Annotated in this window: 19 protein-coding genes, 1 tRNA gene and 3 rRNA genes; 10 read left to right on the top strand and 13 right to left on the bottom strand. The window is 49.0% G+C overall.

The window, feature by feature from the left end:
• Positions 1-50 precede the first annotated feature (50 nt).
• Both H9I35_RS11955 and H9I35_RS11950 read left to right on the top strand, forming a co-directional pair.
• Positions 51-479, top strand: a complete 429-nt coding sequence (locus H9I35_RS11955) for a cytidine deaminase (protein WP_187419569.1) — start codon at positions 51-53, stop codon at positions 477-479.
• A gap of 102 nt (positions 480-581) precedes the next feature.
• Entirely contained in the window at positions 582-1,229 is a 648-nt protein-coding gene (locus H9I35_RS11950; protein WP_187419568.1) for a PTS sugar transporter subunit IIA, read from the top strand.
• A gap of 38 nt (positions 1,230-1,267) precedes the next feature.
• Here H9I35_RS11950 and H9I35_RS11945 read toward each other — a convergent pair whose 3' ends face one another.
• Positions 1,268-2,458, bottom strand: coding sequence for a hypothetical protein (locus H9I35_RS11945; protein ID WP_187419567.1), 1,191 nt, complete (start codon positions 2,456-2,458; stop codon positions 1,268-1,270).
• Positions 2,459-2,487: 29 nt separating this feature from the next.
• On the opposite strand from H9I35_RS11945, the gene H9I35_RS11940 reads away from it, so the two are divergent.
• Positions 2,488-3,135: an RluA family pseudouridine synthase gene (locus H9I35_RS11940; RefSeq protein WP_187419566.1), complete on the top strand. Its 648-nt coding sequence runs from the start codon at positions 2,488-2,490 to the stop codon at positions 3,133-3,135.
• Positions 3,136-3,332: 197 nt separating this feature from the next.
• Here the strand turns inward: H9I35_RS11940 and rrf are convergent.
• The 5 genes from rrf to H9I35_RS11915 all read right to left on the bottom strand — a co-directional run bounded on the left by rrf (position 3,333) and on the right by H9I35_RS11915 (position 10,285).
• A 5S ribosomal RNA gene (rrf, locus tag H9I35_RS11935) occupies positions 3,333-3,444 on the bottom strand.
• A 144-nt stretch (positions 3,445-3,588) separates the two neighbouring features.
• Positions 3,589-6,530, bottom strand: a 23S ribosomal RNA gene (locus H9I35_RS11930).
• 112 nt (positions 6,531-6,642) lie between these two features.
• Positions 6,643-6,716: transfer RNA gene (locus H9I35_RS11925), tRNA-Ala, on the bottom strand.
• A gap of 118 nt (positions 6,717-6,834) precedes the next feature.
• Positions 6,835-8,371, bottom strand: a 16S ribosomal RNA gene (locus tag H9I35_RS11920).
• Together the 16S, 23S and 5S rRNA genes with 1 tRNA gene alongside form the textbook arrangement of a ribosomal RNA operon.
• 744 nt (positions 8,372-9,115) lie before the next feature.
• On the bottom strand, positions 9,116-10,285 hold the full coding sequence (locus H9I35_RS11915) for an ISAs1 family transposase (RefSeq protein ID WP_187418599.1): 1,170 nt from the start codon (positions 10,283-10,285) through the stop codon (positions 9,116-9,118).
• 483 nt (positions 10,286-10,768) lie between these two features.
• On the opposite strand from H9I35_RS11915, the gene H9I35_RS11910 reads away from it, so the two are divergent.
• Positions 10,769-12,043, top strand: coding sequence for an SH3 domain-containing protein (locus H9I35_RS11910; protein WP_187419565.1), 1,275 nt, complete (start codon positions 10,769-10,771; stop codon positions 12,041-12,043).
• A 10-nt stretch (positions 12,044-12,053) separates the two neighbouring features.
• Entirely contained in the window at positions 12,054-12,923 is an 870-nt protein-coding gene (locus H9I35_RS11905; protein WP_187419564.1) for an SPL family radical SAM protein, read from the top strand.
• Between the two features lie 37 nt (positions 12,924-12,960).
• Here the strand turns inward: H9I35_RS11905 and tyrS are convergent, their stop codons facing one another.
• Complete coding sequence (gene tyrS, locus H9I35_RS11900) at positions 12,961-14,205, bottom strand: tyrosine--tRNA ligase (protein ID WP_187419563.1); 1,245 nt, start codon at positions 14,203-14,205, stop codon at positions 12,961-12,963.
• 611 nt (positions 14,206-14,816) lie between these two features.
• Here tyrS and H9I35_RS11895 point away from each other — a divergent pair.
• Positions 14,817-15,467 carry a sister chromatid cohesion protein PDS5 gene (locus H9I35_RS11895; protein ID WP_187419562.1) on the top strand — a complete coding sequence of 217 codons (651 nt, stop codon included), beginning with the start codon at positions 14,817-14,819 and terminating at the stop codon, positions 15,465-15,467.
• The gene (locus H9I35_RS11890; RefSeq protein WP_187419561.1) at positions 15,451-15,915 is read left to right on the top strand and encodes a hypothetical protein; all 465 of its coding nucleotides are present in this window, start codon (positions 15,451-15,453) and stop codon (positions 15,913-15,915) included. Before H9I35_RS11895 ends, H9I35_RS11890 begins: the two co-directional genes overlap by 17 nt.
• Before the next feature lie 90 nt (positions 15,916-16,005).
• Here H9I35_RS11890 and H9I35_RS11885 read toward each other — a convergent pair whose 3' ends face one another.
• Both H9I35_RS11885 and H9I35_RS11880 read right to left on the bottom strand, forming a co-directional pair.
• On the bottom strand, positions 16,006-17,079 hold the full coding sequence (locus tag H9I35_RS11885) for an SPOR domain-containing protein (protein WP_187419560.1): 1,074 nt from the start codon (positions 17,077-17,079) through the stop codon (positions 16,006-16,008).
• Positions 17,076-17,390, bottom strand: coding sequence for a hypothetical protein (locus H9I35_RS11880; protein WP_187419559.1), 315 nt, complete (start codon positions 17,388-17,390; stop codon positions 17,076-17,078). Before H9I35_RS11880 ends, H9I35_RS11885 begins: the two co-directional genes overlap by 4 nt.
• A gap of 120 nt (positions 17,391-17,510) precedes the next feature.
• Between H9I35_RS11880 and uvrB the strand changes: the two genes are divergently transcribed.
• Entirely contained in the window at positions 17,511-19,508 is a 1,998-nt protein-coding gene (gene uvrB, locus H9I35_RS11875; RefSeq protein ID WP_187419558.1) for an excinuclease ABC subunit UvrB, read from the top strand.
• A 129-nt stretch (positions 19,509-19,637) separates the two neighbouring features.
• Here the strand turns inward: uvrB and H9I35_RS11870 are convergent, their stop codons facing one another.
• The 4 genes from H9I35_RS11870 to H9I35_RS12490 all read right to left on the bottom strand — a co-directional run bounded on the left by H9I35_RS11870 (position 19,638) and on the right by H9I35_RS12490 (position 21,318).
• A complete protein-coding gene (locus tag H9I35_RS11870) occupies positions 19,638-20,063 on the bottom strand; it encodes a bacteriohemerythrin (protein ID WP_187419557.1) in 426 nt (141 codons plus the stop codon).
• A gap of 69 nt (positions 20,064-20,132) precedes the next feature.
• Positions 20,133-20,321, bottom strand: coding sequence for a hypothetical protein (locus H9I35_RS11865; RefSeq protein ID WP_016520384.1), 189 nt, complete (start codon positions 20,319-20,321; stop codon positions 20,133-20,135).
• Between the two features lie 86 nt (positions 20,322-20,407).
• Positions 20,408-21,007: a fructosamine kinase family protein gene (locus H9I35_RS11860; RefSeq protein ID WP_252722764.1), complete on the bottom strand. Its 600-nt coding sequence runs from the start codon at positions 21,005-21,007 to the stop codon at positions 20,408-20,410.
• A 26-nt stretch (positions 21,008-21,033) separates the two neighbouring features.
• Positions 21,034-21,318, bottom strand: a complete 285-nt coding sequence (locus tag H9I35_RS12490; protein ID WP_252722670.1) for a fructosamine kinase family protein — start codon at positions 21,316-21,318, stop codon at positions 21,034-21,036.
• A gap of 174 nt (positions 21,319-21,492) precedes the next feature.
• On the opposite strand from H9I35_RS12490, the gene nrdD reads away from it, so the two are divergent.
• Positions 21,493-23,655 carry an anaerobic ribonucleoside-triphosphate reductase gene (gene nrdD, locus H9I35_RS11855; protein WP_187419556.1) on the top strand — a complete coding sequence of 721 codons (2,163 nt, stop codon included), beginning with the start codon at positions 21,493-21,495 and terminating at the stop codon, positions 23,653-23,655.
• A complete protein-coding gene (gene nrdG / locus H9I35_RS11850; protein WP_187419555.1) occupies positions 23,655-24,149 on the top strand; it encodes an anaerobic ribonucleoside-triphosphate reductase activating protein in 495 nt (164 codons plus the stop codon). The genes nrdD and nrdG overlap by 1 nt, the downstream gene beginning before the upstream one ends.
• The last annotated feature ends 91 nt before the right edge of the window (positions 24,150-24,240 follow it).

Here is a 24,240-nt window from a genome sequence, read left to right as displayed (position 1 = left end):
TAATACGGAAAACAAGTCAATGACTTGATGCGGAATCTTATGGAGGTTTTATGACAATAACCGACGAACAATTGCAGCTGCTCTTTGAAAAAGCGCTCGAAGCTTCAAAGCATGCATACATTCCCTATTCGCATTTTCCCGTCGGAGCCGCCCTGCTCACGGAAGACGGAAAAATCATCACCGGAGCAAATATCGAAAACCGATCTTTCGGGCTTACGAACTGCGCCGAGCGGAGCGCGATTTTTACCGCCGCCTCACAAGGCATACGTACTTTTATCGCGATCGCGATCGCAACGCCCGCATCCGATTATCCGGTCGGTCCCTGCGGCGCGTGCCGGCAAGTACTCAGCGAATTCGCACCGGATGAAACGCCCGTCGTATTCGGCCCCGACTGGAAGCGCAGCGTCAAAACGACGCTCGGCGTACTGTATCCCTACGACAGTTTGCACGAACTTGCATCGAACGGCGGCAGTCTCTGAAATCTGCGATTTCGGCGCCGATCGAATGCAAAACAATACCGTTTTTATGAAAACAATGCAAATATTGACAAGATATCGCAAATAGTACAAAATTATCCAATTATGGAAGACACGATCCTCACAATCGAAGAAGTTGCAAATTATCTCCGCGTTTCGGACCGCACCGTTTACGATTGGGCGCAGCGCGGCGAAATCCCCGCAGGAAAAATCGGAACCGTATGGCGATTTAAAAAATCGGAAGTCGAAAAATGGGTCAATGATCGACTCTCTTCTTCGGATAAGCGCATAAAAGACGATGTCATGCAGGTAAAAAATATCCTCGCACCGAACCGCGTTATCTTTATCTCGCAAACTTCAAGGCACGACGCTCTCGTCGAACTTGCAAATACGCTTTCGAGCGCGCCTCAGGTAAAACGTTCCGACGAACTCGTCTCCGAAATCTTAAAGCGGGAAGAGCTTATGTCCACGGCAATCGGACGAGGCATCGCGATCCCGCACGTACGCCTTTCATCGGTCACCGATTTGGTCATGGCGGTCGGCGTGTGCAAAACGCCCGTCACCGATTTTCACCCCATCGACGATATGCCCGTATCCCTTTTGTTTATGATCGCCGCAGCTTACAACCAGCATTCGTATTATTTGCAGACGCTTTCGTATTTTTCCGCAAAACTCAAAAAAAAGGAGCTCCGCGACGGCCTTTTAAACGCCGCGACGACCGACGACGTATACAAATTATTAATCGAAGCGTAAGCGTGATCGATGATAAGCGTGTTCGGTACGGCAGGTATTTACGGCAGTTCCACCGCGATCCATTTTTTCGTATCGCTGAAATCCGAAGCGATCAAACCGAGGGACACGTGAGCCGTCGTCTCTCCGAGTAAAAAATCTTTTCCGCCCGAGCTCATACGCGCATTTTCTTTCGGAGATACGGACGGAACGAGAGCGCCGAAAAGGGCGTGACTGTAATCGCGCGATACGAAAAGCGCGCACTTCGTTCCCGCGTTTTCAAGAAGAGTGCAGAGCAAAAGACTTCGCGTGTCGCAGTCCGATCCGCTTCCGGTGAGGGCGGCGGGAAGAGATGTAAAATCCGCGGCATTTATTTTACGCTCATAGCGAAACCCCTGCACCCAAGTCAAAAGGAGCGATGCGAAAGCGGTATCGGGGTGTTCGGGATTTACGGACGCAGCATCTTCTTGAAGCGCGCTTTGCACATCGAAGGCTGTCCGCTTTAAGCGGCCGAAGCCGTCGCGGAAAATCGCGCGGTAATAGCGCTGCCATGCTTCTTTCCACAGCGGACTTGCCGCGTACATTTTTAAAACCGCGAATTCCATATCGATGACGAAGTCGGATGCCTGTTCGTCTTCCGCACCGATGCTCGTGCGAATCGTTCGTCCGTTGATCGAAAGCTCTATGTCTTTCCGTTCGGCTGCGGGATACGCATAGCGCGCGACGATGCCTTCTTCCCTATAGCTTCCGCGGTCAACGGCGAGAGAATTTAAAATCGATAAGATAAAAGGTTCGCAGTTTTTTTCGCTCCGCTCATTCGCATAGCACAAAACTACGATGTGCGCGCCGTTTAACGGGAGTTCGACCGCAAGCGCCCAGCCCTTATAGCGGACGCCGCCGAGCTTCATTGAAAAGGTTCCGAGCGAAGAATCCGCACTTCTCCATTCGAACGATTCTTTTTCTCCCTTTCCGCCCGGCAATTTTCCGACGGCGCCGTCGAAGGCCTGGCCGCTCGATTCATAAGTACCGTTTTTATAAAGCTTTATCGCAGTGACGACCGGAATGTTCGCGTATGAAAAGAGATAGGACGTGCCGTCTTCCGTCGCGTCCGAAAGTTTGAAACCTTCAGGCATATCGAGCGACCAGCCGTATTCGTTATCGACGACAGTTTCCGAAGCAAGGGGGCTTTCGATACACAAGAGGATAAAAAATACGCAGACTGCGGAAAAAAAACGCACAAAGCTTCTTGTCATTTTACGGCACCTCGTCTATAGTTATCGAAATGAATGCGATCCCCATTGTATACGAAAATGAAGAGATCATCATTATAAACAAACCCGCAGGCGTTTCGGTACAGGGCGGCGAAGGTGTCACTCATCCTCTCGACAAAGAGCTTCCCAAACAGACCGGCCACGAAATTTTTCTCGTACATCGCCTCGATAAAGATACGTCGGGTCTTATGATCGCGGCAAAAACAAAGACCGCTGCCGCCAAGTGGTCAAAGCTCGTCGCCTCCCGCGCGGTAAAAAAAGAATACGATGCAATGTGCATCGGAACTTTTTCGGAACGAAAGGGCGTGATAACGGATGATGTCGTGCAGCACGGAGAGAGAAAACGGGCTGTTACGCAATATACGGTAAACGAAGTTTTCGAAATCGACTGCGGAGGAGAAAAACTTTCGCTTTCTCTCGTCCATCTGACGCTCGAAACGGGGCGCATGCATCAAATACGCATCCACTTGGCAAAAAAAGGATGTCCCATTGCATTCGACGACAAACACGGAAACTTTGCAAAAAATAAATTATTAAAAAAATACTGCCGCGGAAAACGGCTGCTCTTGTGCGCATCGCAGCTTTCTTTTCCGCTTTCGGGAAAAGAAAAAACCGTGCGCATAGAACTGCCGGAATCATTCGGTGCAATTTTTGAATGATATCGCTTCCTCATATCCTAATCGATTATTAAAAATTAGCATGGATAGTTTTAATAAACGATATGGGAAAACTGCAAATAACGCTTCAAACACAAGTTATGGAAATTAATAATAATTTGAGAACAGCGAAAATTTTATCCTGCATATACCGAGTAACAGGATTATTAATTTTGAGCAGTTGGTTTGTAAAAAAAAGAGCCCGGCAGCTACCTACTTTCCCGCTAGATAAGCAGTATCATCGGCGCAAGGGAGCTTGACTTCCGTGTTCGGAATGGGAACGGGTATTTCCTCCCCGCCATGGCCACCGGGCAATAATTGCCGTACAAAAAGAAAAAGGAAGAAGGGGCAGGCATCTCAAAACATTTTACGCCTTCAATCACCTGCCGTCGTTTCACACGAGCTTTTATGTGCTCGTAAGTATAGTGTTTCGCGCATAGGCACGGGAACGATAATATGGTCAAGCCTCACGACCTATTAGTACTGCTCGGCTGTGCACGTCGCCGTGCCTGCACCTGCAGCCTATCAACCGGATAGTGTCTCCGGGGTCTTTAGGAGGGTTATACCCTCAGGGATGTCTCATCTTGAGGCGGGCTTCCCGCTTAGATGCTTTCAGCGGTTATCCCTTCCGAACGTAGCCACCCGGCACTTACCCTTGGCAGGATAACCGGTATACCAGAGGTTCGTCCGCTTCGGTCCTCTCGTACTAAAAGCAGCTCCTCTCAAACATCCTCCGCCCGTAACAGATAGGGACCGAACTGTCTCGCGACGTTCTGAACCCAGCTCACGTACCGCTTTAATTGGCGAACAGCCAAACCCTTGGGACCTGCTCCAGCCCCAGGATGCGATGAGCCGACATCGAGGTGCCAAACTTTCCCGTCGATGTGAACTCTTGGGGAAAATCAGCCTGTTATCCCCGGAGTACCTTTTGTCCGTTAAGTGACGGCGCTTCCACTTGCAACCGCCAGATCACTAAGGCCTGCTTTCGCACCTGCTCGTGATGTCTCACTCGCAGTCAAGCCACCTTGTGCCTTTAAACTCGTACGATGATTTCCAACCACCGCGAGGAGACCTTCGCGCGCCTCCGTTACCCTTTAGGAGGCGACCGCCCCAGTCAAACCGCCCGCCAATCACTGTCCCCCATCCGGCTTCACGGACCGGAGTTAGAAATCCCATCCGCCAGGGCCGGTATTTCACCAACGGCTCCACGCACGCTAACGCGCACGCTTCATAGCCTCCCGGCTATCCTACACATGGCGGATAGAATCCCAGTGATAAGCTGCGGTGAAGGTTCACGGGGTCTTTCCGTCTAATTACGGGTATCCGGCTTCTTTACCGGAATATAAGTTTCACCGAGTCCCGCGTTGAGACAGCGCCCAGAATCGTTACACCATTCGTGCGGGTCGGAACTTACCCGACAAGGAATTTCGCTACCTTAGGACCGTTATAGTTACGGCCGCCGTTTGCCGGGGCTTCGGTTCGGAGCTTCGCATTGCTGCTAACCCCTCCCCTTAACCTTCCGGTACCGGGCAGGTGTCACCACCTATACGTCCCATTACTGGTTCGCAGATGGCTGTGTTTTTGATAAACAGTCGCCTGGGCCTGCTTTCTGCCGCTCACATCCTTATCAGCGTGAGCCACACTTCTTCCGAAGTTACGTGTGCTTTTTGCCGAGTTCCTTAACGCGGGGTCGCTCGTGCGCCTTAGATTACTCATCCTGCCTGCGTGTGTCCGTTTCCGGTACGGTCCGACTCAGCCTAACTTTAGACAGTATTTCCCGGCACCTTGATTACGTCCGCTTCGCTTCGCCTGCGCTCCGCTCCCCGTAACAGCTCAGCTCAAGAGCTCTTTTATCCGCCCTCTCAACACCTCACTGCTTGGACAGGAACTACCGTTCTCCTGCCGGATTTCACCTCATGCGTCCTGCCTTCAAAACTGAGCCGGGTATCGGATTTTGAACCGATTTCCCATCGACTACGACTTTCGTCCTCGCCTTAGGGGCCGACTTACCCCGGGCAGATTGCCTTTACCCGGGAATCCTCAGGCTTTCGGCGGACGGGAATCTCACCCGTCTTTTCGTTACTTGTGCCTGCATTCTCTCTTCCGCTTCCTCCAGCGCCCCTCACAGGTACGCCTTCTCCGGTTAGCGCAATGCTCCCCTACCGCCCGCATCTTACAATGCGGACCCGCGGCTTCGGTATAACGCTTAGCCCCGTTACATTGTCTGCGCACGCCTGCTCGACCAGTGAGCTGTTACGCACTCTTTTAAGGAATGGCTGCTTCTAAGCCAACCTCCTGGCTGTCTGTGTAGACGCACCTCATTTCACACTGAGCGTTATTTTGGGACCTTTGCCGACGGTCCGGGCTGTTTCCCTCTCGACTATGAACCTTGGAGCACACAGTCTCACTCCCATGCGTTGGCGGATGGCATTCTGAGTTCGATTGGTGTCGGTAGACTGTGACGCCCCCTATCCCATCCGGTGCTTTACCTCCTTCCGCTTTGCATGAGGCTGTCCCTAAAGGCATTTCGGGGAGAGCCAGCTATTTCCAGGTTTGTTTAGCCTTTCACTCCTAATCACAGGTCATCACTACCTTTTTTAACAGATTACTGTTCGGCCCTCCAACAGGTTTCACCCTGCCTTCAGCCTGCCCATAATTAGATCACCTTGGCTTCGGGTCTGCGTCACGCGACTTTTCGCACTTTTCACACTCGCTTTCGCTCCGGCTCCGGATCTTCCAACCCTTAGCCTCGCCGCGCAACGCAACTCGCAGGTTTATTCTACAAAAGACACGCCACAACTCTTGCGAGCCGTGACATCTTGTCGATCTGTGGTTTCAGGTTCTCTTTCACTCCCCTCACCGGGGTTCTTTTCGCCTTTCCCTCACGGTACTGCTGCACTGTCGGTAGCTGTCTCGTATTTAGCCTTGGATCGTGGTCGACCCGGATTCAGACTGGGTTTCTCGTGCCCCGCCCTACTTAGGTACCGCACCATGGAGTCCGATCCTTTTCGCTTACGCGGCTTTCACGCTGTCTCGCGCGCCTTTCCAGACGCTTCTGCTAAAAATCGGTTTTTTCCTAACTCCACGGGTCATCCCCGTGCGGCCCTGCAACACCCTATAAAGGGTTTAGGCTCCTGCGCGTTCGCTCGCCGCTACTTGCGCAATCTCTTTTGATTTCTCTTCCCGCGTTACTTAGATGGTTCACTTCACGCAGTCTCGCTCCGCCGCAGTATCTTCTTCCCGCGCGCGGTGTATGCCTTGCGACATACGGGTTACCCCATTCGGCTATCTGCGGATCTCTGGATGTTTGCTCCTCCCCGCAGCTTTTCGCAGCTTACCGCGGCCTTCTTCGCCGGACAGCTCCCAGGCATCCGCCACAGACCTATACTTGCTTGACCATATTCTCTTTCCCGCGCTTTAAGCTTCCAACCGCTCAAACGCTCAAACCTTCTTCCCTTCCCTGCATTTTCAAAGAGCATATCTTTATTAAATTTATTAATAAAAGATTTATGGAGATAAGGGGATTTGAACCCCTGACACCCGGCTTGCAAAGCCGGTGCTCTAGCCAGCTGAGCTATATCCCCTCGCCGTTTACGGCACAGGGAAAGAAAGAAAGCGAAAACTGTTCAAAAACCGATACGGCTCGAACAGCCTGACACATGCGGTTTGCGCGCGTACACTGCGCGCTCCTCTTCCCTTGGAAAAGGAGGTGATCCAGCCGCACCTTCCGGTACGACTACCTTGTTACGACTTCACCCCCCTCACAAAGCGTACCTTCGACAGCGTCCCCCTTGCGGTTGGACTGCCGGCTTCGGGTACCCCCTGCTCGGATGGTGTGACGGGCGGTGTGTACAAGGCCCGGGAACGTATTCACCGCGCCGTGCTGATGTGCGGTTACTAGCGATTCCAGCTTCATGAAGTCGAGTTTCAGACTTCAATCCGGACTACGACCGCTTTTCTGCGTTCTGCTCCGCCTCTCGGCTTCGCTCCGCTCTGTGGCGGCCATTGTAGCACGTGTGTAGCCCTGGACATAAGGGCCATGATGACTTGACGTCGTCCCCGCCTTCCTCCTGCTTGTCGCAGGCAGTTCCGCCTGAGTCCTCAGCTCTACCTGTTAGTAACCGGCAGTAGGGGTTGCGCTCGTTGCGGGACTTAACCCAACACCTCACGGCACGAGCTGACGACAGCCATGCAGCACCTGTTCACAGCCGTATTGCTACGCTCACATATCTCTATATGATCGCTGTGTATGTCAAACCCAGGTAAGGTTCCTCGCGTACCATCGAATTAAACCACATGCTCCACCGCTTGTGCGGGCCCCCGTCAATTCCTTTGAGTTTCACCCTTGCGGGCATACTCCCCAGGCGGTACACTTATCGCGTTTGCTTCGGCACGCACGCTCTTGCGCACACGCCCAGTGTACATCGTTGACTGTGCGGACTACCAGGGTATCTAATCCTGTTTGCTCCCCGCACCTTCGCACCTCAGCGTCAGTCGTCCGCCGGTATCCTGCCTTCGCCATCGGTGTTCTTCCGCATATCTACAGATTTCACCCCTTCACACGGAATTCCGGATACCCTTCGGCAACTCTAGCTCGCCAGTTCTCAATATAGCTCCGGAGTTGAGCCCCGGTATTTCTTACCAAGCTTGGCGACCCGCCTGCATGCCCTTTACGCCCAATAATTCCGAACAACGCTCGCACCTTACGTGTTACCGCGGCTGCTGGCACGTAATTAGCCGGTGCTTATTCCTGCCCTACCGTCACCGTGTCGGCATTTCCTCCAACACTTATTCCTCGGACAGAAAAGAACTTTACAACCTTCCGGCCTTCTTCGTTCACGCGGCGTCGCTCCGTCAGGGTTTCCCCCATTGCGGAATATTCTTACCTGCTGCCTCCCGTAGGAGTCTGGGCCGTATCTCAGTCCCAATGTGTCCGTCCGCCCTCTCAGGCCGGATACCCGTCCTCGCCACGGCGGGCCATTACCCCGCCGTCTAGCTGATGGGCCGCAGACCGATCCCGTCGCGGAGCCGAAGCTCCTTTCCCGCTGTCTACCTTCCGTAAACAGTGATCTATCCGGTATCACCCTCTATTTCTACAGGCTGTCCCGGTCAGCGGGGTACGTTATCCACGTGTTACTCACCAGTCCGCCGCTCTCGGCATTGCTGCCTGCCGCTCGACTTGCATGGTTAAGACGCGCCGCCAGCGTTCGTTCTGAGCCAGGATCAAACTCTCCATCATTATGTTCCCGGATTGCTCCGGGTCTAATTTCGTTCGTTTGTCCCCGCTTCCTTTTTGCTCTCGCTTAAGTTTAGTTCGGGAGACTTTTGTGTCTCCGCATGCGTCTTGCTTTCTTTCCTTCCCTTTGCCTGTCAAACAGCGCACCTGCGGTTTTCGCGGGTAGCTTGTAATTTACCGCTTTTTCCCCTTGTGTGTCAAGTACTTCCTACCGCTTTTTTCAAACCTTTTTTCACTACCCCACACACCCGCCGGCACTCGCACCCTGCCCCCAAATGCAGCTTGAAAACACCGCGCAGCCCGCGCAAAAACCCTATTCTCTCAGACGACGAGTCCGTCTTCCACAGCGTTTGCACGACACATAGACGCGGCCGCACAGGCAATATGTACTGCAAACAATGAGCGCGCGGCAGGCTGCGCGGGGTATACACATACGCACACGAAACCGTACGAAGATATACATACCGGCAAAGCACTCACATACGCAAAACGGAATACCCGCGCTATTGATCAATATTAATAATTATTAATTTTACCCCGGATGATCCAATACGGCCGGACATTTTTTTATAAACTCATTTTTAAATCACTACGGTCCAAGATAAATTAGATACTATTTAAAGTCTGTAATTCGTGATATAGTTAAGTTAGCACACAAAACAATATCACATAAAGAATTACAGACATGAATAAATATAACACAAAACTCGAACAGTTGCTATCTTTACTAGAGCGACCTCACGGAAATCAAGTTTTGCCCAAAAGCGGTAATAATGCTTGAGGATTCATAAGTGCACGGAACATAATCCCGTTTAAAGGCAGCTTCGATTGTGATTCACGTTTGTGTATGCGGATTATGTTAAGCGCAAACTTGTGCAGCATATTGAGATTCTGTTGTACGTTCTTACTCTGCACCCTGCATCTGTCCTCGTCAAAATGTACATCCAACAGCCAATGCATCGATTCCACCGACCATTCCTCTCTTGCATGATGGAGCAGCTCTTCCGCTCGTAACGCTTTACTTGAAATATAATAATGCCATTCTTCCGTCACCCCTTTACTCGTCTCAAATCGTGTATGCACTGCTCCAATACATTTGAGTTCCGGCCATACTCGTCCTCCCGGCTGCCATGAAACATCTGCACTCGTATACGCACTGCGCCTTTCCTTCCGCCCATGTCCCTTTTCCGTTCGTGTGATGCTGTCCATCGTCACTCTCAGCTTTGTATCCTGAACATACTCCGCGATATCGTTCATAAGTGCTTCCTGATTGCCCTTCGCACTTAACAAATAATCCGCTTTTGCCTCAATTATCGCCTCGGCAGTCTCTATTTGACAGTTCATTGCGTCCGCGACCACCATACAGCCCTGAATTTCAAGCTCTTTTATCAATTCCGGTACGGCAGGAATCTCATTACTCTTTGATTCGACCGTTCTTTGGGCAAGCGTCAACCCCAATTCCCCTATCTGTGCACTGATGATATGCAAGGGACTGTCGTATTTTTTCATCTTTCCCGTTGAGCGGATAGCTTTTCCGTCTATGGCTATCGTCAACGGCTGCTTCTTTTTCTTCGCGCTTTGTTCTTTCTCTTCCGTCTCAAGTTTTGCTGCAAGAGCCGGTACAACCGAAGCTACCCATTGTTTCATACACTCATTCAATGATTCCGGCCGTATGATTCCAAGCAGGCTTAACAGCCACCAATAGCACGGTATTCGTTTGATTCCGAACGTTTCTGCCAAAAATGTTCTGACATGTTCGGTCGTTGCCCACTCGTGGATTTTCTTTACGCTTTGCAAATCGCACAAGCTTCCCAAAATCACGATGATAACCGCGTCTTGTACGCTGCAAAAATACCCGTCGTATTCCCGTTCCGTCTCAAGCACTGCAAGTGCTTCTTCTAATGTTTCCCACCTCATACACTTACTTTAGCACTTTATCAACTTTTTAAACAATACTCGAGCAAAAATTGATTTCCGTGAGGTCGCTCTAGTAAAGATAGCAACTGTTCGAGTTTTGTGTTATATTTATTCATGTCTGTAATTCCTTATGTGATATTGTTTTGTGTACTAACTTAACTATATCACGAATTACAGACTTTAAAATTTTCTATGTTATCTTTGACAGTAGTATAATATGTTCAAGATTTTCCATCTCCTGCTTGAAATCGATTTGCGCGCACAGCGGCACAACGGTGAATAAAGCAATACCTATACTAAAAAAAATCTTTTTCATTTTCATCGCGTATTATAACGCCGTTTACGTTTGTTGTATATAAATCGATTATTAACGCTGTCGCTTATCGACTCGTAAAGTATAATTTGTTGTAGACAGTATGACTTTGTACGGGTATAATTACGGCATCAAACTTGATGTAAAAGCAGGCCGTATTACCGATGCCAATGATGCGAAATTATAAAATATATGTATCAGTGTTCTTTTTAATTTGTTTCATTGTAAACTGTAATAACAAAAAAGCGGAGAATTTAGTTGAAAACAGTAAGCCGCTTGATAATCGGCCGGAAACCGTAACGGGATCGACTGAAAAAATCAATTGTTATTTTTCCGTGCAATCGAGTGAAGGTCTCAGAGTCAGAAAAACGCCCGATTTGGCCAGTGAAAAAGTCGGTCTCCTAAAAAATGAACAAATAGCACATGCAACACAAAAAACGGAAAGGGTTGATAGTGTCGACGGTATTTCTTCTCATTGGTATTACATAAATTATCGTGAATTGCGCGGTTGGGTTTTCGGCGGCTACCTAAAGGAATTTATCGTCCCTGAAATAGATTTGCAGGAATTAAACAGTGTCCTCTATACGGATTTTAAAACAAATTACGGAAATCTTGTTCCGGCGGATTTCGGCAGCGACTGGGCGGGCTTTTATATTTTTGCCTTGGATAAAATCGATTACAAACAAAAAATTCAAATGTTAATGAATGATTTGTATGTTGAAATAGATAACGGAACCGATAAAATAATTTCCGGCCTATATAAAACCTATGACGGAAACTTCGGCGTGTTTATTGCAAAGGTAACAAATGATTATTCTAAAATTCTGGAAAAAGTAATCGGTACGCCGAGAACAACCGAAGATATCTTAAAAATTATGATAATGCGAAAAGATAAAGACAGAATTTATTACGGAAATGAGTTCGGGGGCTCTTTTGCATATTTTTTCAACAGTAAAAATTTAAATTCGGATCCCCAAGAAGAATATATGAAAAAACTCAAGGAACAAAGAGAAAACGCATATAATTCCCAAAACGGGACATACGAAAATTTATTAAAATATTTCAGAACCAAGACCGTATTGATTGTTCAAAATAATGAAAATAAAAAATATCCGAATTTGGATAAAGAGTATAAATCAAATAAAATTTTCGGAGCGGGTACAACTTTTTACAATAATGAATTGCTCGGCGATTCAAAAATCAAAATCGGGATGCCCATAGACGATGTATACGCATTATTGGGAAAGCCGGATCGGACTCTTGATAATTGTATCGATTATTATAAAGTTATGTATGTAAAACATTTTAATCCGCCCTATGACATTTTTTATGCCGCGACAATAATGGAATTTATATTTGACGGCAATAATATAATTACACAAATTGATGTTTCGGTTGAAGGAGGAATAGAGGAACCTAAACCCGACGATGATTTTTGGGAATAAGGGGTTTGATGTGCACTTTGTTCAAGCAAAAGTAATTTTATCGGCTAAAAACGGCATGAACTTATACCGCGGCTGTACGCACGGGTGTATTTATTGCGACTCGCGCAGCAAATGCTATCGGTTTGCGCACGATTTTGAAGACATAGAAATAAAGGAAAACGCGATAGATTTGCTCGAAGACGCTTTGAGCCGGAAACGCAATAAGTGCATGATCGGTACGGGTTCTATGACCGACCCGTATATGCCGCTTGAAGAAAAAATCGGTATGACGCGGAAAGCAATGGAAACCGTATACCGCCGCGGTTTCGGTTTTACCGTAATAACAAAATCGCCGCGGGTACTGCGCGACCTCGATCTTTTACAGGCCGTAAACAGCAAAGCAAAATGCGTCGTGCAGATGACGCTTACGACATACGACGACGCTTTGTGCAAAATACTCGAGCCGAATGTCGCCGTTACGAGCGAACGGTTTGCGGCGCTCAAAACCCTGCGCGACTCAGGTATACCCACCGTTGTTTGGCTCACGCCGATTCTTCCGTTTATCAATGATACGGCCGAAAACATCGAAGGCATTTTGCGCTATTGCATCGAAGCAAAAGTGATCGGCGTGATTTGCTTCGGCATGGGCGTAACGCTGAGAGACGGAAACCGCGAATATTTTTACAAAAACCTCGATAAATTTTTTCCCGGCTTAAAAGAAAAATATATCCGATGCTACGGCAAGAGCTATTCCCTTATGAGTGCGCACAATGCGTGCCTTATGAATTTATTCCGCACGCGGTGTAAAGAAAACGGCATGGAAACGAATCCCGATAAAATATTTTCGTATTTGTCGGATTTTGAAGATAAACAAACTGGCGCGCAGTTAACGCTGTTTTAACATCGCGCGGTGTTTGAACGTTCCGCTCTCGCGCGTTTTATTTTACGATGACGCGGATGATCCGCTTTTTGCCCGCTTTCAAAATAAACTCGCCGTCCGCATCCGCTTCTTTTATCGTGATGAGCGCGTGAACGTCTTTTACGACGCGGCCGTTTACCTGCGCCCCCCCCTGCTCGATAAGGCGGCGGTTGTCGCTTTTTGAAGTGCCCGGCTGTGCGATTGCAAAGAGATCGACTACACCGACCCCCTCTTCGATCGCCTGCTTTGCGATTTCCGCCGTCGGCATATGCGCTTTGTCGCCTTCTCCGCCGAATGCGGCCTTTGCGCCCGAAAGCGCTTTGTCGGCTTCAGCTTTGCCGTGAATTACGGCGGTCGCTTCGTATGCGAGCCGCTCCTTCGCTTCGTTGATATTACCGCCGCAGATTTTATCGATTTCTTCGATACTCAAAAACGTAAACAGCAAAAGGAATTTCCGCACGTCCGCATCGGCGACATTCCGCCAATATTGGAAAAAATCGTACACGCTCGTGAGCGAAGCGTCGAGGAATACCGCGCCGTGTTCGCTCTTGCCCATCTTTTGCCCGTCCGCGCGCATGATGAGAGGAAAGGTCAAACCGAAGCATTCATGCTCGATATTTTTTTCCGTCGTGCCGCCGAGCTTTCTCCGGATCAAATCGACGCCCGCAGTGATATTGCCCCACTGGTCGTCGCCTCCGATCTGCAAAATACAGCCGTGCCGTTTGTGCAGCATAAGAAAGTCGTAGCTCTGCAAAAGCTGATAATTGAATTCGATGAACGAAAGCCCCCGCTCAAGGCGCATTTTATACGCTTCGAACGACAGCATTTTATTGACGGAAAAGCATGAACCGATATCGCGCAAAAAATCGATATAGTTCAAATCCGCAAGCCAATTTTTATTGTTGTCCGAAAACGCCGTCTTACCGTCAAAACCGATAAAGGCGTCGAGCTGCTTTTCTATGCGCGCGACGTTTTTGTCGAGCTCTTCATACGAAAGCATTTTGCGCATTTCCGTTTTGCCGCTCGGATCCCCTATACGCGCAGTTCCGCCGCCGATGAGCGCGATACCGACATTTCCCGCAGAACGCAGATGCCGCAGCGCAAAAAACGGAACCATGTGCCCGATGTGGAGACTCGGCCCCGTCGGATCGCAGCCGACGTAAAAAGTAATGGGACCTGAGTCCATGCGGGAAGAAAGAGAATCGATATCGGTACATTGAGAATAAAATCCCCGCGCTTTCAATTCGGCAAGCGTGCTGTTCATACGGCATCCTTAATTATTAAAATAGATTTTTCAAAAATACGTTTTCGATTTTATATGATTGAGAGAATTAAGACAAGAGCGAAAAAATCCGAGCAGTGCGCAGGATTTTTTCGCGTCTCTTATAAAAGAAAAACGGCTCAGCCGTTTTTCAACTTCAGACTTTAAAAAATAATTTCGAGCAGTGCGGAGAAATCGCGAGCGTGTTAATAAAAGAAAAACGGCTCGGCCGTTTTTCAACTCCAGACTTCATCAACCAAATCCGAGCAGTGCGCAGGATTTTTTCGCGTCTCCTATAAAAGAAAAACGCGCCAAGCGTTTTTCGTCTTTCGACTTATCAAAGCAAATCCGAGCAGTGGTCGTTCGGGGTACATCCCTGTACCCCTCACTACCGTATTTTTGCTCTGCAAAAATACGCAGCTGCTGTGCTAAGATGTGACACGGCATCCGTGCCGTGCATTGAAGGAGTTCTCCGCGCGACTTGCGACAAGCGCGGAGCGCGAAGTTCCCCGCGCAGGATTGCGCGCGTCTCCTATCACACAACCATTCCTTGACGCAAACCGCACTTTGGTGTTATATACTTTACAAAGAATATGTACGGAGAATAATAAGCTGTGCCGAATAAAACAACCGATAAAACGATCCTGAAAGAATTAAGAGCGATAACAAAAGATAAGGCAAATTGGAAAACGGCAATCGATGATGTCGCAGCAAAACTCGGTAAACAATATTCGGAAGATGTAAAAGCAAAAGCTTTGTGGCTTCTCGGTGAAATGGGATTACATTATCCTTCACACATACAACCGTATATTAAACAAATGGCCGATTATCTGAGAGACGACAATCCGAAACTGAGGGAACGATCGGTAAACGCATTGGGACGAATAGGCAGAACGGACAAAACTTTAATACTCCCCTATTTTGATACATTGATGGATATGCGCTGCGACACAGAGGAGGCGGTACGGCTTGCGTTTGTGTGGGCTTGTGAAAATATTGCAACGAATGCGCCGGAGTTTTTTTGCGACAAATTGGATTTGTTTTATGCGTTGATATCGGATAAGGGAGAGCGAGTACGAATCGAAGCACCCGAAATGTTTCGAGTGATGGGAAAACGGCTGCCGTATTCCGTCGAGCCGTATTTGAAAAAATTGGAACGATTTTCCGAACATGATCCGCATCCCGTTGTTCGTATTCACACGAGCGGTGCAATCCGCATAACGAAAAAAGTATTGGAGAAAAGCAAGCATGCCGCAAATGAGTAAGGGCGGAAAATATATTTTCGGCTGGTCGGTCATACGGGAAAACGGAAAAATAATTTTTCCGGCATCGGCAGTAGAAGAATATAAATTACAAAAAGAACGGTACATTTACATAGTTTCCGGCAGCAAACAGACGGGCGGATTTTGCGTAATGAGCGAACCGCTGCTTTCCCGCTCAAAGCTGAATCACATCCTGAAAGAAAATCCGAACCTTGCGGACAGGAGTTTAAAAGAGGGAGAATTGATTTCATACAAAGGAAGAAAATACGGCTGGCTTTCCCTGAAAGATAACGGAGTTCGACTTACGCCTTCATTGATGCAGACGCTGGATATAAAAGTCGGAGACAAATTGTTGGCGATCCGAAGCAGCGACATCGCATTTACATTGGGCGCTAAAGGTGCATTGATACAAAAAGCGCTTGAATACACGGGAGAAATAGCAGTTTTTTAATAAATATACGGCAGGATGAGGAGCGTAAACTGCAAACTATCGTGCAGATCGGAGACGTATAACAATTTCAATTAAAAACGCTATTATCGATCACAGCGGATAAAATTCAAATCCCGCAGTTCTGAGCTTATCGCCGATGCTGCCGTCCGTTTCATCGACCGCTACGATATAATACGTCGTGCCGCTCGCTCTCGTTTCAGTCGTCACGGCGGCGGTAAAGCCTTTATCTTTCAGAGCGGAGACGAGCCTGTCGGCATTCGCTTTTTCGCGGAACAAGCCGAGCTGTAATCTGCGAAGCGAACTTTCACGCCCTTGTACGGCTTCCGCGCTTTGCGCGGTCTGCATTTGAGCGGTATTTTTTTTCGATTCCGTTTTTTGCACCGCAGCCGCTACCGCGTCTTTTTCGGTACTTGCAATTTTTTCCGTTCCGCTCGAATCGATTTCCGGGAGCACCGCTTCTTTTCTCGGCAAAAAATACCAAAACGGCGCCGGAAGAAGCTGTACGCCCCCTTTTACGATTCCCGTTTCAAGCGATGCCGGAAATTCTTTTTTTAACGCCGCAGCATAGGATGGCTCCCCCGTAAGATACCACAGCGTCAAAAGGACTGCGGGTTTTACGCTTGCCATCGACTTGAGCGATATATACGCTTTCAGCATGACGACGCTTTCATCCAAATCGGCGCTTACATTCGCGCGGCAAAGGTCTGCCCAAAGCGCATAGAGTTTGACCCGTGCCTGAATCGCTTCGTCGTTCGAATTGCGCACCGCCGAATTGAGATAGCGCTCCGCCGTCGTATAATCGCCTGAGCTGAGTGCACAGCGCACCGCATCGAGGACGAGCTGCTCCGACGATTTTTTCGGCATGCTCTCGGCATCGCCTGCGCTGATAGCGGCGGCTTCGGCATAAGAAGTGCGCGCATCGTCGAAACGCGCAAGCTGTTCCTGAAGAGAGCCGAAAAACGCGTAAAGCGCACGCTTTTCTTTCGGATCGGAAACTTTCAGCAAGTTTTCCGCGATATACGCGATCGACGCGTCGACGTTCGGCTTTGCCGCCGCGGCGTCGGCGACTGCTCGGGCGGTAAGCGGACGCGCTTCATCCGCTCCAAGGGGCGAAAGAAAAATTATTAATAATAAAAAAACAAACAAGCGATGTTCACGCGTCATTTTTTTTCTTGCGGTTTTCGAAGATCCGCCGGCGTCTTAACGTCCGCACTTTCAGCGTTTTTCAGCGCATCCTTTGCCGCTTTCGCTTTTATTTTATCGATTTTTTTCGCGGCGATGCTTTTGCCTTTGCCGAACGAAAAGGGCAGCGCGACAACGATACCGGCGATAAACGATACGATAATCGTGATAAACACCGGCACGCGGTGAAACGTGTGGAAAATCAAATTAACGTCGCAGACATTGCCGAGATTGAAGCCGGTAAAAATCGCAATCAATACCGCAATTATTATAAAAATTATAAGTCCGATCATGAATTCCTCTCATGAATAAGAAAATTTAAAACCGAAAATAATTGTACTTTAAAAAGACGGCTTATGCAATTGCGGACGCTCGTTTTTGCTTTTTTTTGTACGGTGCGGTATATTTACTGTATGCGCAAATTTCACGTAGTGTCTCCGTACGAACCGGCGGGCGACCAAAAACAGGCGATCGACACGCTCGCCGAAGGTTTTTTACGAGGCGACAAATATCAAACGCTCAAAGGCGTTACCGGAAGCGGCAAAACTTTTACGATGGCGAAAATCATCGAACGAGTGCAGCGTCCGACGCTCATCATCAGCCACAACAAAACTCTTTCGGCGCAGCTTTACCGCGAGTTTAAAAGGTTTTTTCCCGACAACGCCGTCGAATACTTCGTTTCCTACTACGATTATTATCAACCCGAAGCATATGTGCCCGCACGGGATTTGTATATAGAAAAAGATGCATCGATAAATGATGAGATCGACCGGATGAGGCTCGCTGCGACGTACAGCCTTATGGAGCGGCGCGATGTCGTCGTCGTCGCAACGGTGTCGTGCATCTACGGCCTGGGTATGCCGGACTTATACAAAGAGATGCGCGTACATATCGAAAAGGGAGAATCGCGCACTACGCATACGATCGCGGAAGAACTGATTGCGCTGCAATACAAGCGCAACGACGCCGTACTCGAGCGGGGCAATTTCAGAATCCGAGGCGACGTTATGGAAATCTTCCCGGCGTACATGGAAACGGATGAAGCGTATAAAATCGAATTCGATTGGGATGAAGTCGCAAAGATAAAGCGCTTCAACGTGATGACGGGAAAGACGATCGAAGATTTGGACGAAACGGTCATCTATCCCGCACGTCACTTTGTCGTACCGCAGGAACTGCTCGTCGCCGCAACCGAGCGCATACAAAAAGAACTGGACGTGCGCCTCGCCGAACTTGAAGCGCAAAAAAAGCCGCTCGAATACGAGCGCCTCAAAACGCGCACGACGTATGACATCGAAATGATGAAAGAGATGGGCTACTGCCCCGGCATTGAAAACTATTCCGCACCGATCACGGGACGAAAAACGGGAGAACCTCCTGCGACGCTCCTCCACTATTTCCCGGACGATTTTTTGTGTATGCTCGACGAAGCGCACGTCACCGTCCCGCAGCTCGGCGCGATGTACGAAGGAGATCGCAGCCGAAAACAAAACCTCGTCGATTTCGGATTCCGTCTGCCGAGCGCGCTCGACAATCGCCCGCTCAAGTTTGCCGAATTCTCGGCAAAGCTCAATCAAGTCATCTACGTGAGCGCGACGCCGCGGAAAGAAGAGGTAAAACAGAGTACGCAAGTGGTCGAACAGCTTATCAGACCCACGGGCCTTCTCGATCCGATCGTCGACGTGCGGCCGAGCGAAGGCCAGATGGAAGACATCTACAACGAAATCAAAAAGCGCATCGCAAAAAACGAACGCAGTCTCGTTCTGACGCTGACAAAAAAAATGGCCGAAGATTTGACCGACTACCTGCTCGGCCTTTCGCTCAAAGTAAAATACATTCACTCCGAAGTCGAAACTTTCGAGCGCGTCGAATTATTAAAAGGACTGCGCGCGGGAGAATTCGACGTGCTCATCGGCATCAATCTTTTGCGCGAAGGAATCGATTTGCCGGAAGTGTCGTTCATTGCGATCCTCGATGCGGATAAAATCGGCTTTTTGAGATCGGCGACGAGCTTGATCCAAATCATCGGACGGGCGGCGCGGAATGCGGAGGGAACGGTCGTCATGTATGCGGACAGGATGAGCGATGCGATGCAGGAAGCACTGAACGAAACGAAACACCGGCGGGAAATACAGGAAGCGTACAACAAAGAGCACGGCATTACGCCGAAAACGATCGCAAAAGCGGTGGAAGATATTTTAGTACATGAAGAAAAGGAAGCGGAAGAAACGGCCGCAGTCGAACTGGCCGTCCTGAAAAAAAGCGCGAATCTCTTTGTGCCCTCTCAGCGCAAAAAGCTTATCGCCGCTTTGAAAAAAGAAATGGCGGAAGCCGCCGACCGTCTCGAATACGAAAAAGCCGCCGTCATCCGCGATCAAATACGCGACATCGAAAATCAATACGGCTCGTAGCCTCAGGCCCGCGAAAAAGCAAGCGGCTTTTGAAGCCTGCCCTTTTTGCGAAGTTTACGCTTACGGAACACGGATCGTAAAATGCGCCGATTCTCTGTCCCGTAAGCGTGCCGTTTTTTTCCGACGCTTTTACTCCTGTTCCAATTTTTGCGAAACGAATTTTCCCCAAATGCGGTCCGCGCGCGCGATGTGCATTAAAACCCAGTTTACGATAAACGAATAAAGTTTGAGCGCATCTTCCTGCGTACCGCCGTCGAGTCTTCGAATCTGTATTTCGACTTCGCGCACAAATGCGTCGTGTGCAACCTTATGCGTACTCGTCGCGGGATAACCGTATTTCGCCATAAATTTTTCTTCTTCGGTAAAGTGGTAAACGGTGTAATCGGTCAGCGATTTAAGCACTTTCGACATCTTCAGTTTGTAATCGTCGGGAGATCCCGCCACTGCATCGTAGAGTTCGTTTGCAATAGCGATCAGACGTTTATGCTGTCCGTCAATCTCCGGTATATTCAAAAGATAAGAATCGTCCCATTCTACCTTTGCAACCTTTTCCATACATACCCCCATAAAAATTTTTACAAAAAACCTGCGCTAAAAAAATTCCGCACAGAAAAAATTATTAATTCAAAGACCCTTTAAAACCGTGCTTACCGCGAGCAAAGCGCCGCCTGCAAAAGTAAGCCAATAATAGCAGCGTCCCTGCTGCAAAAAGCCCAAATTGACACGGCCCATCAGCACGACGCTGATAAAGCCGACGGCTATCAAAATAACGGAGATCCACCACGTCATCGACTTCGGTGCATTTGTTTTCATATCTATACCTCTCAAGATAATTTTCAGCATCGGCTGATTTTTTTATCATAACTGCATTTTCAAATCATGTCAAATATGTTTGCATATCAAACATATTCGTTTACGATGTCGCACACGGCGGAAAAATATGTTCCGCCGAAAAGGTTCAAGTGATTTAACAAATGATAGAGATTGTACAAATCGCGCCGCTCTTCTCTGCCCTCTTCAAGCGCAAAGGCTTCGTTATACGCATCGTAAAATACCGGCGGAAATCCGCCGAAAAGCTCGGTCATCGCAATATCCGCTTCCCGGTTTCCGCAATAGCATGCCGGATCGATGAGCATCGCCTTGCCGCGGGAATCGCACATAAAGTTCCCGCTCCACAAATCGCCGTGCAAGAGCGAAGAAGACGCGGGTTCCGTGATAAAGCTTTCCAAACGGTCGAGCAGTTTAACGATTTTTCCGTTCATCGCCGTATCGAAATACCGAGAGGCTTTTTTAAATTGCGGAGCGAGACGGCATTCACGAAAAAAATCGACCCATGAATCGGACGGCGTATTTATCTGTTCGGCCGCTCCGATAAAATTGTTTTCGATAAAGCCGAATTTTTTGCCGGAAGAAAAAGAAGTGCAGTCCGCCCTATGCAGCGCTGCGAGAGAGCCGACGAAAGTCTCCCAATACGAAGCGCTTTTTTCACCGGAAGCGATATAGTCGAGGAGTAAAAAAGAATAGCCTATTGCTCTCCGTCGTCCGTACCCGCGCCCAAAACGTGCGGAACGGCAATCGTTCCCGTCGATGCGATCGCAAAAAGACCTGCCGCTTCGGCGGTAAAAAAAGCCGCATTTTCTTTTGCGTTCGCTTTCATAAAAATACGCTTACCGTCTGAAAGCGAAAGTGCGTACGCTTTGTTTATGTCGCCGCCCGAAAGCCGATCGGTATGCGAAATCGAAATGCCGCCCCCGAATATATCAGTGAGCGCATGCGCGAGCGATGTATAATGTAAAAACGCTTCGGTCATAGGGCAAGTATAGCAAAAATCGATTTTTTTTAATATATTTACGCTTTCGCTTGACTAAAAGCGCTATACCTGGTAGATTGTTTACAAGTAGGCGCTATATATAGCGCTAAAATTACACCGATATCAATTTTATATTGATTTCACCAAAAAATATCAGGGAAATAAGGGGAATATATGAAAATCATAAAACGAAGCGGCGCGGAAGTTCCGTTCGACCGATCGAAAATAACGGTTGCGATTTCAAAAGCAAACGAACAGGTGCCGGAAACCGAGCGGCTCACGCAAGCTCAAATCGATTCCGTCGCCGACGACATAGAAATCGAATGTGCGAAAAGCGGACACGCGCTCGATGTCGAAACGATTCAGGACCGCGTGGAAAACGGTATCATGAGGTGCGGCGCATACAACGTCGCAAAAACCTATATCACGTACCGCTACCGCCACGCGCTCATGAGAAAAGCGAATACGACGGACGCGCAGATTTTAAGTTTGCTCGATGAAAACAACGAAGAAGTCAAACAGGAAAACTCGAACAAAAATCCGACGGTCGTCAGCGTCCAGCGCGACTATATGGCCGGAGAAGTGAGCAAAGACATCACGAGGCGATTTTTGCTCGACGAAGATATCGCAAAAGCGCACGCCGAAGGCATCATCCACTTTCACGACGCCGACTATTTTGCGCAGCACATGCATAACTGCGATCTCGTCAATCTCGAAGACATGCTGCAAAACGGTACGGTCATCAGCAATACGAAAATCGACCGGCCGCATTCGTTTTCGACCGCGTGCAATATCGCGACGCAAATCATCGCTCAAGTTGCAAGCTGTCAGTACGGCGGACAGAGCATTTCGCTCGCACACCTCGCGCCCTTTGTAGATGTGAGCCGCAAAAAAATCGAAAAAGAAACGAGAGAGATGATCGCGACGACAAAGCTTTCCGTAACGGATGAGCAGTTTTCATACATGGTCGAAAACCGCCTGCGCGATGAAATAAAACGGGGCGTGCAAACGATCCAATACCAAGTGATTACGCTGATGACGACGAACGGGCAGGCGCCCTTCGTCACGGTCTTTATGTATCTGAACGAAGCGAAAAGCGCGCAGGAAAAAGCGGACTTGGCGCTCATCATCGAAGAAACGCTCAAGCAGCGCTATCAGGGTGTCAAAAACGAAGCTGGTGCGTGGATCACGCCCGCCTTTCCGAAGCTCATCTACGTGCTCGAAGACGACAATGTCGAGCGTAATTCGAAATATTATTATCTCACCGAGCTTGCGGCGAAGTGTTCGGCGCGGCGTCTCGTGCCCGATTATATTTCCGAAAAAAAGATGCTCGAACTCAAAGAAGGCAACTGCTATCCGTGTATGGGCTGCCGCTCTTTCCTCACGGTTTATCGCGACGAAAACGGCAAGCCGAAATTTTACGGACGCTTTAACCAAGGCGTGGTCACGCTGAACCTCGTCGACGTCGCCTGCTCTTCAGGCGGCGATACGGAAAAATTTTGGCGCATTATGGATGAACGGCTCGAACTGTGCCGCCGCGCGCTCATGATCCGCCACAAACGTCTTCTCGGAACGAAAAGCGATGCGGCTCCGATCCTGTGGCAAAACGGAGCGATCGCGCGCCTGGCAAAGGGTGAAAAAATCGATAAGCTTTTGTTCAACGGCTATTCGACGATTTCACTCGGATACGCGGGACTCTGCGAATGCGTGCGCTATATGACGGGAAAATCGCACACCGATCCCGAAGCGACGCCCTTTGCAATGGAAATCATGCACCGCTTAAACGATGCGTGCGCCGAATGGAAAAAAGAAACGACTATCGCCTTTTCGCTGTACGGCACGCCGCTTGAAAGCACGACGTATAAATTCGCCAAGTGTTTAAAACAGCGCTTCGGCATCATCCCGGGCGTTACCGATAAAAACTATATCACCAACAGCTACCACGTGCACGTCACCGAGCCGATAGACGCGTTTGCAAAGCTGACATTCGAATCGCAGTTCCAAGAGCTTTCTCCCGGAGGTGCGGTCAGCTATGTCGAAGTGCCGAACATGGAAAACAATATGGAAGCGGTTATGGCGCTTTTAAAACACATCTACAACAATATCATGTACGCCGAACTCAATACGAAAAGCGATTTTTGCCAAAGCTGCGGCTTTACCGGCGAAATCCGTATCGCTTCCGATACCGACGGCAAGCTCGTATGGGAATGCCCCAACTGCGGCAACCGCGATCAGGCGAAGATGAACGTAGCGCGCCGTACCTGCGGCTATATCGGCACGCAGTACTGGAATCAGGGACGCACGCAGGAGATAAAAGAGCGTGTGCTGCACTTATAATGTACTACGGCGCCATCAAAAAAACGGATGTGGCCGACGGAGAAGGAGTACGCGTTTCGCTCTTCGTCTCCGGCTGCCGCAACTGCTGCAAGGGATGCTTCCAAAAAGAGACGTGGGATTTCCTCTACGGCAAGAAATTCACAAAGGAAACCGAAGATGAAATCCTCTGTGCACTCGAACCCGATTATATCGCGGGTCTCACCGTGCTCGGAGGAGAACCCTTCGAAGAAGAAAACCAGCGGGATATCCTCCCCTTTTTGCGACGCGTCAAAAAAGCTTTTCCTCACAAAACGATATGGTGCTACACGGGCTACGTGTACGAAGCGGATTTACTTTCCGGAGGACGGAAACACTGCGAAGCGACGGATGAAATGCTTTCCCTCATCGACGTGCTTATCGACGGACCTTTTATCGAAGAAGAACGGGACATAACGCTCGCGTTCCGAGGCTCACGAAACCAGCGCATCCTGTATTTGAAAAACCGCAGCGAATAAATTGCCGGCCGCATATTTTTTATATTGTGTTGCTTTTACAACATATTACTTTCATAAAAAACGATACAATTCAATCAACAACGTTCGCTTA

This window comes from Treponema sp. Marseille-Q4132 (assembly GCF_014334835.1).
GTDB lineage: Bacteria > Spirochaetota > Spirochaetia > Treponematales > Treponemataceae > Treponema_D > Treponema_D paredis.
The sequence above is the reverse complement of the archived record's forward strand: the minus strand, read 5'-3'. Positions and strand labels throughout refer to the sequence as shown.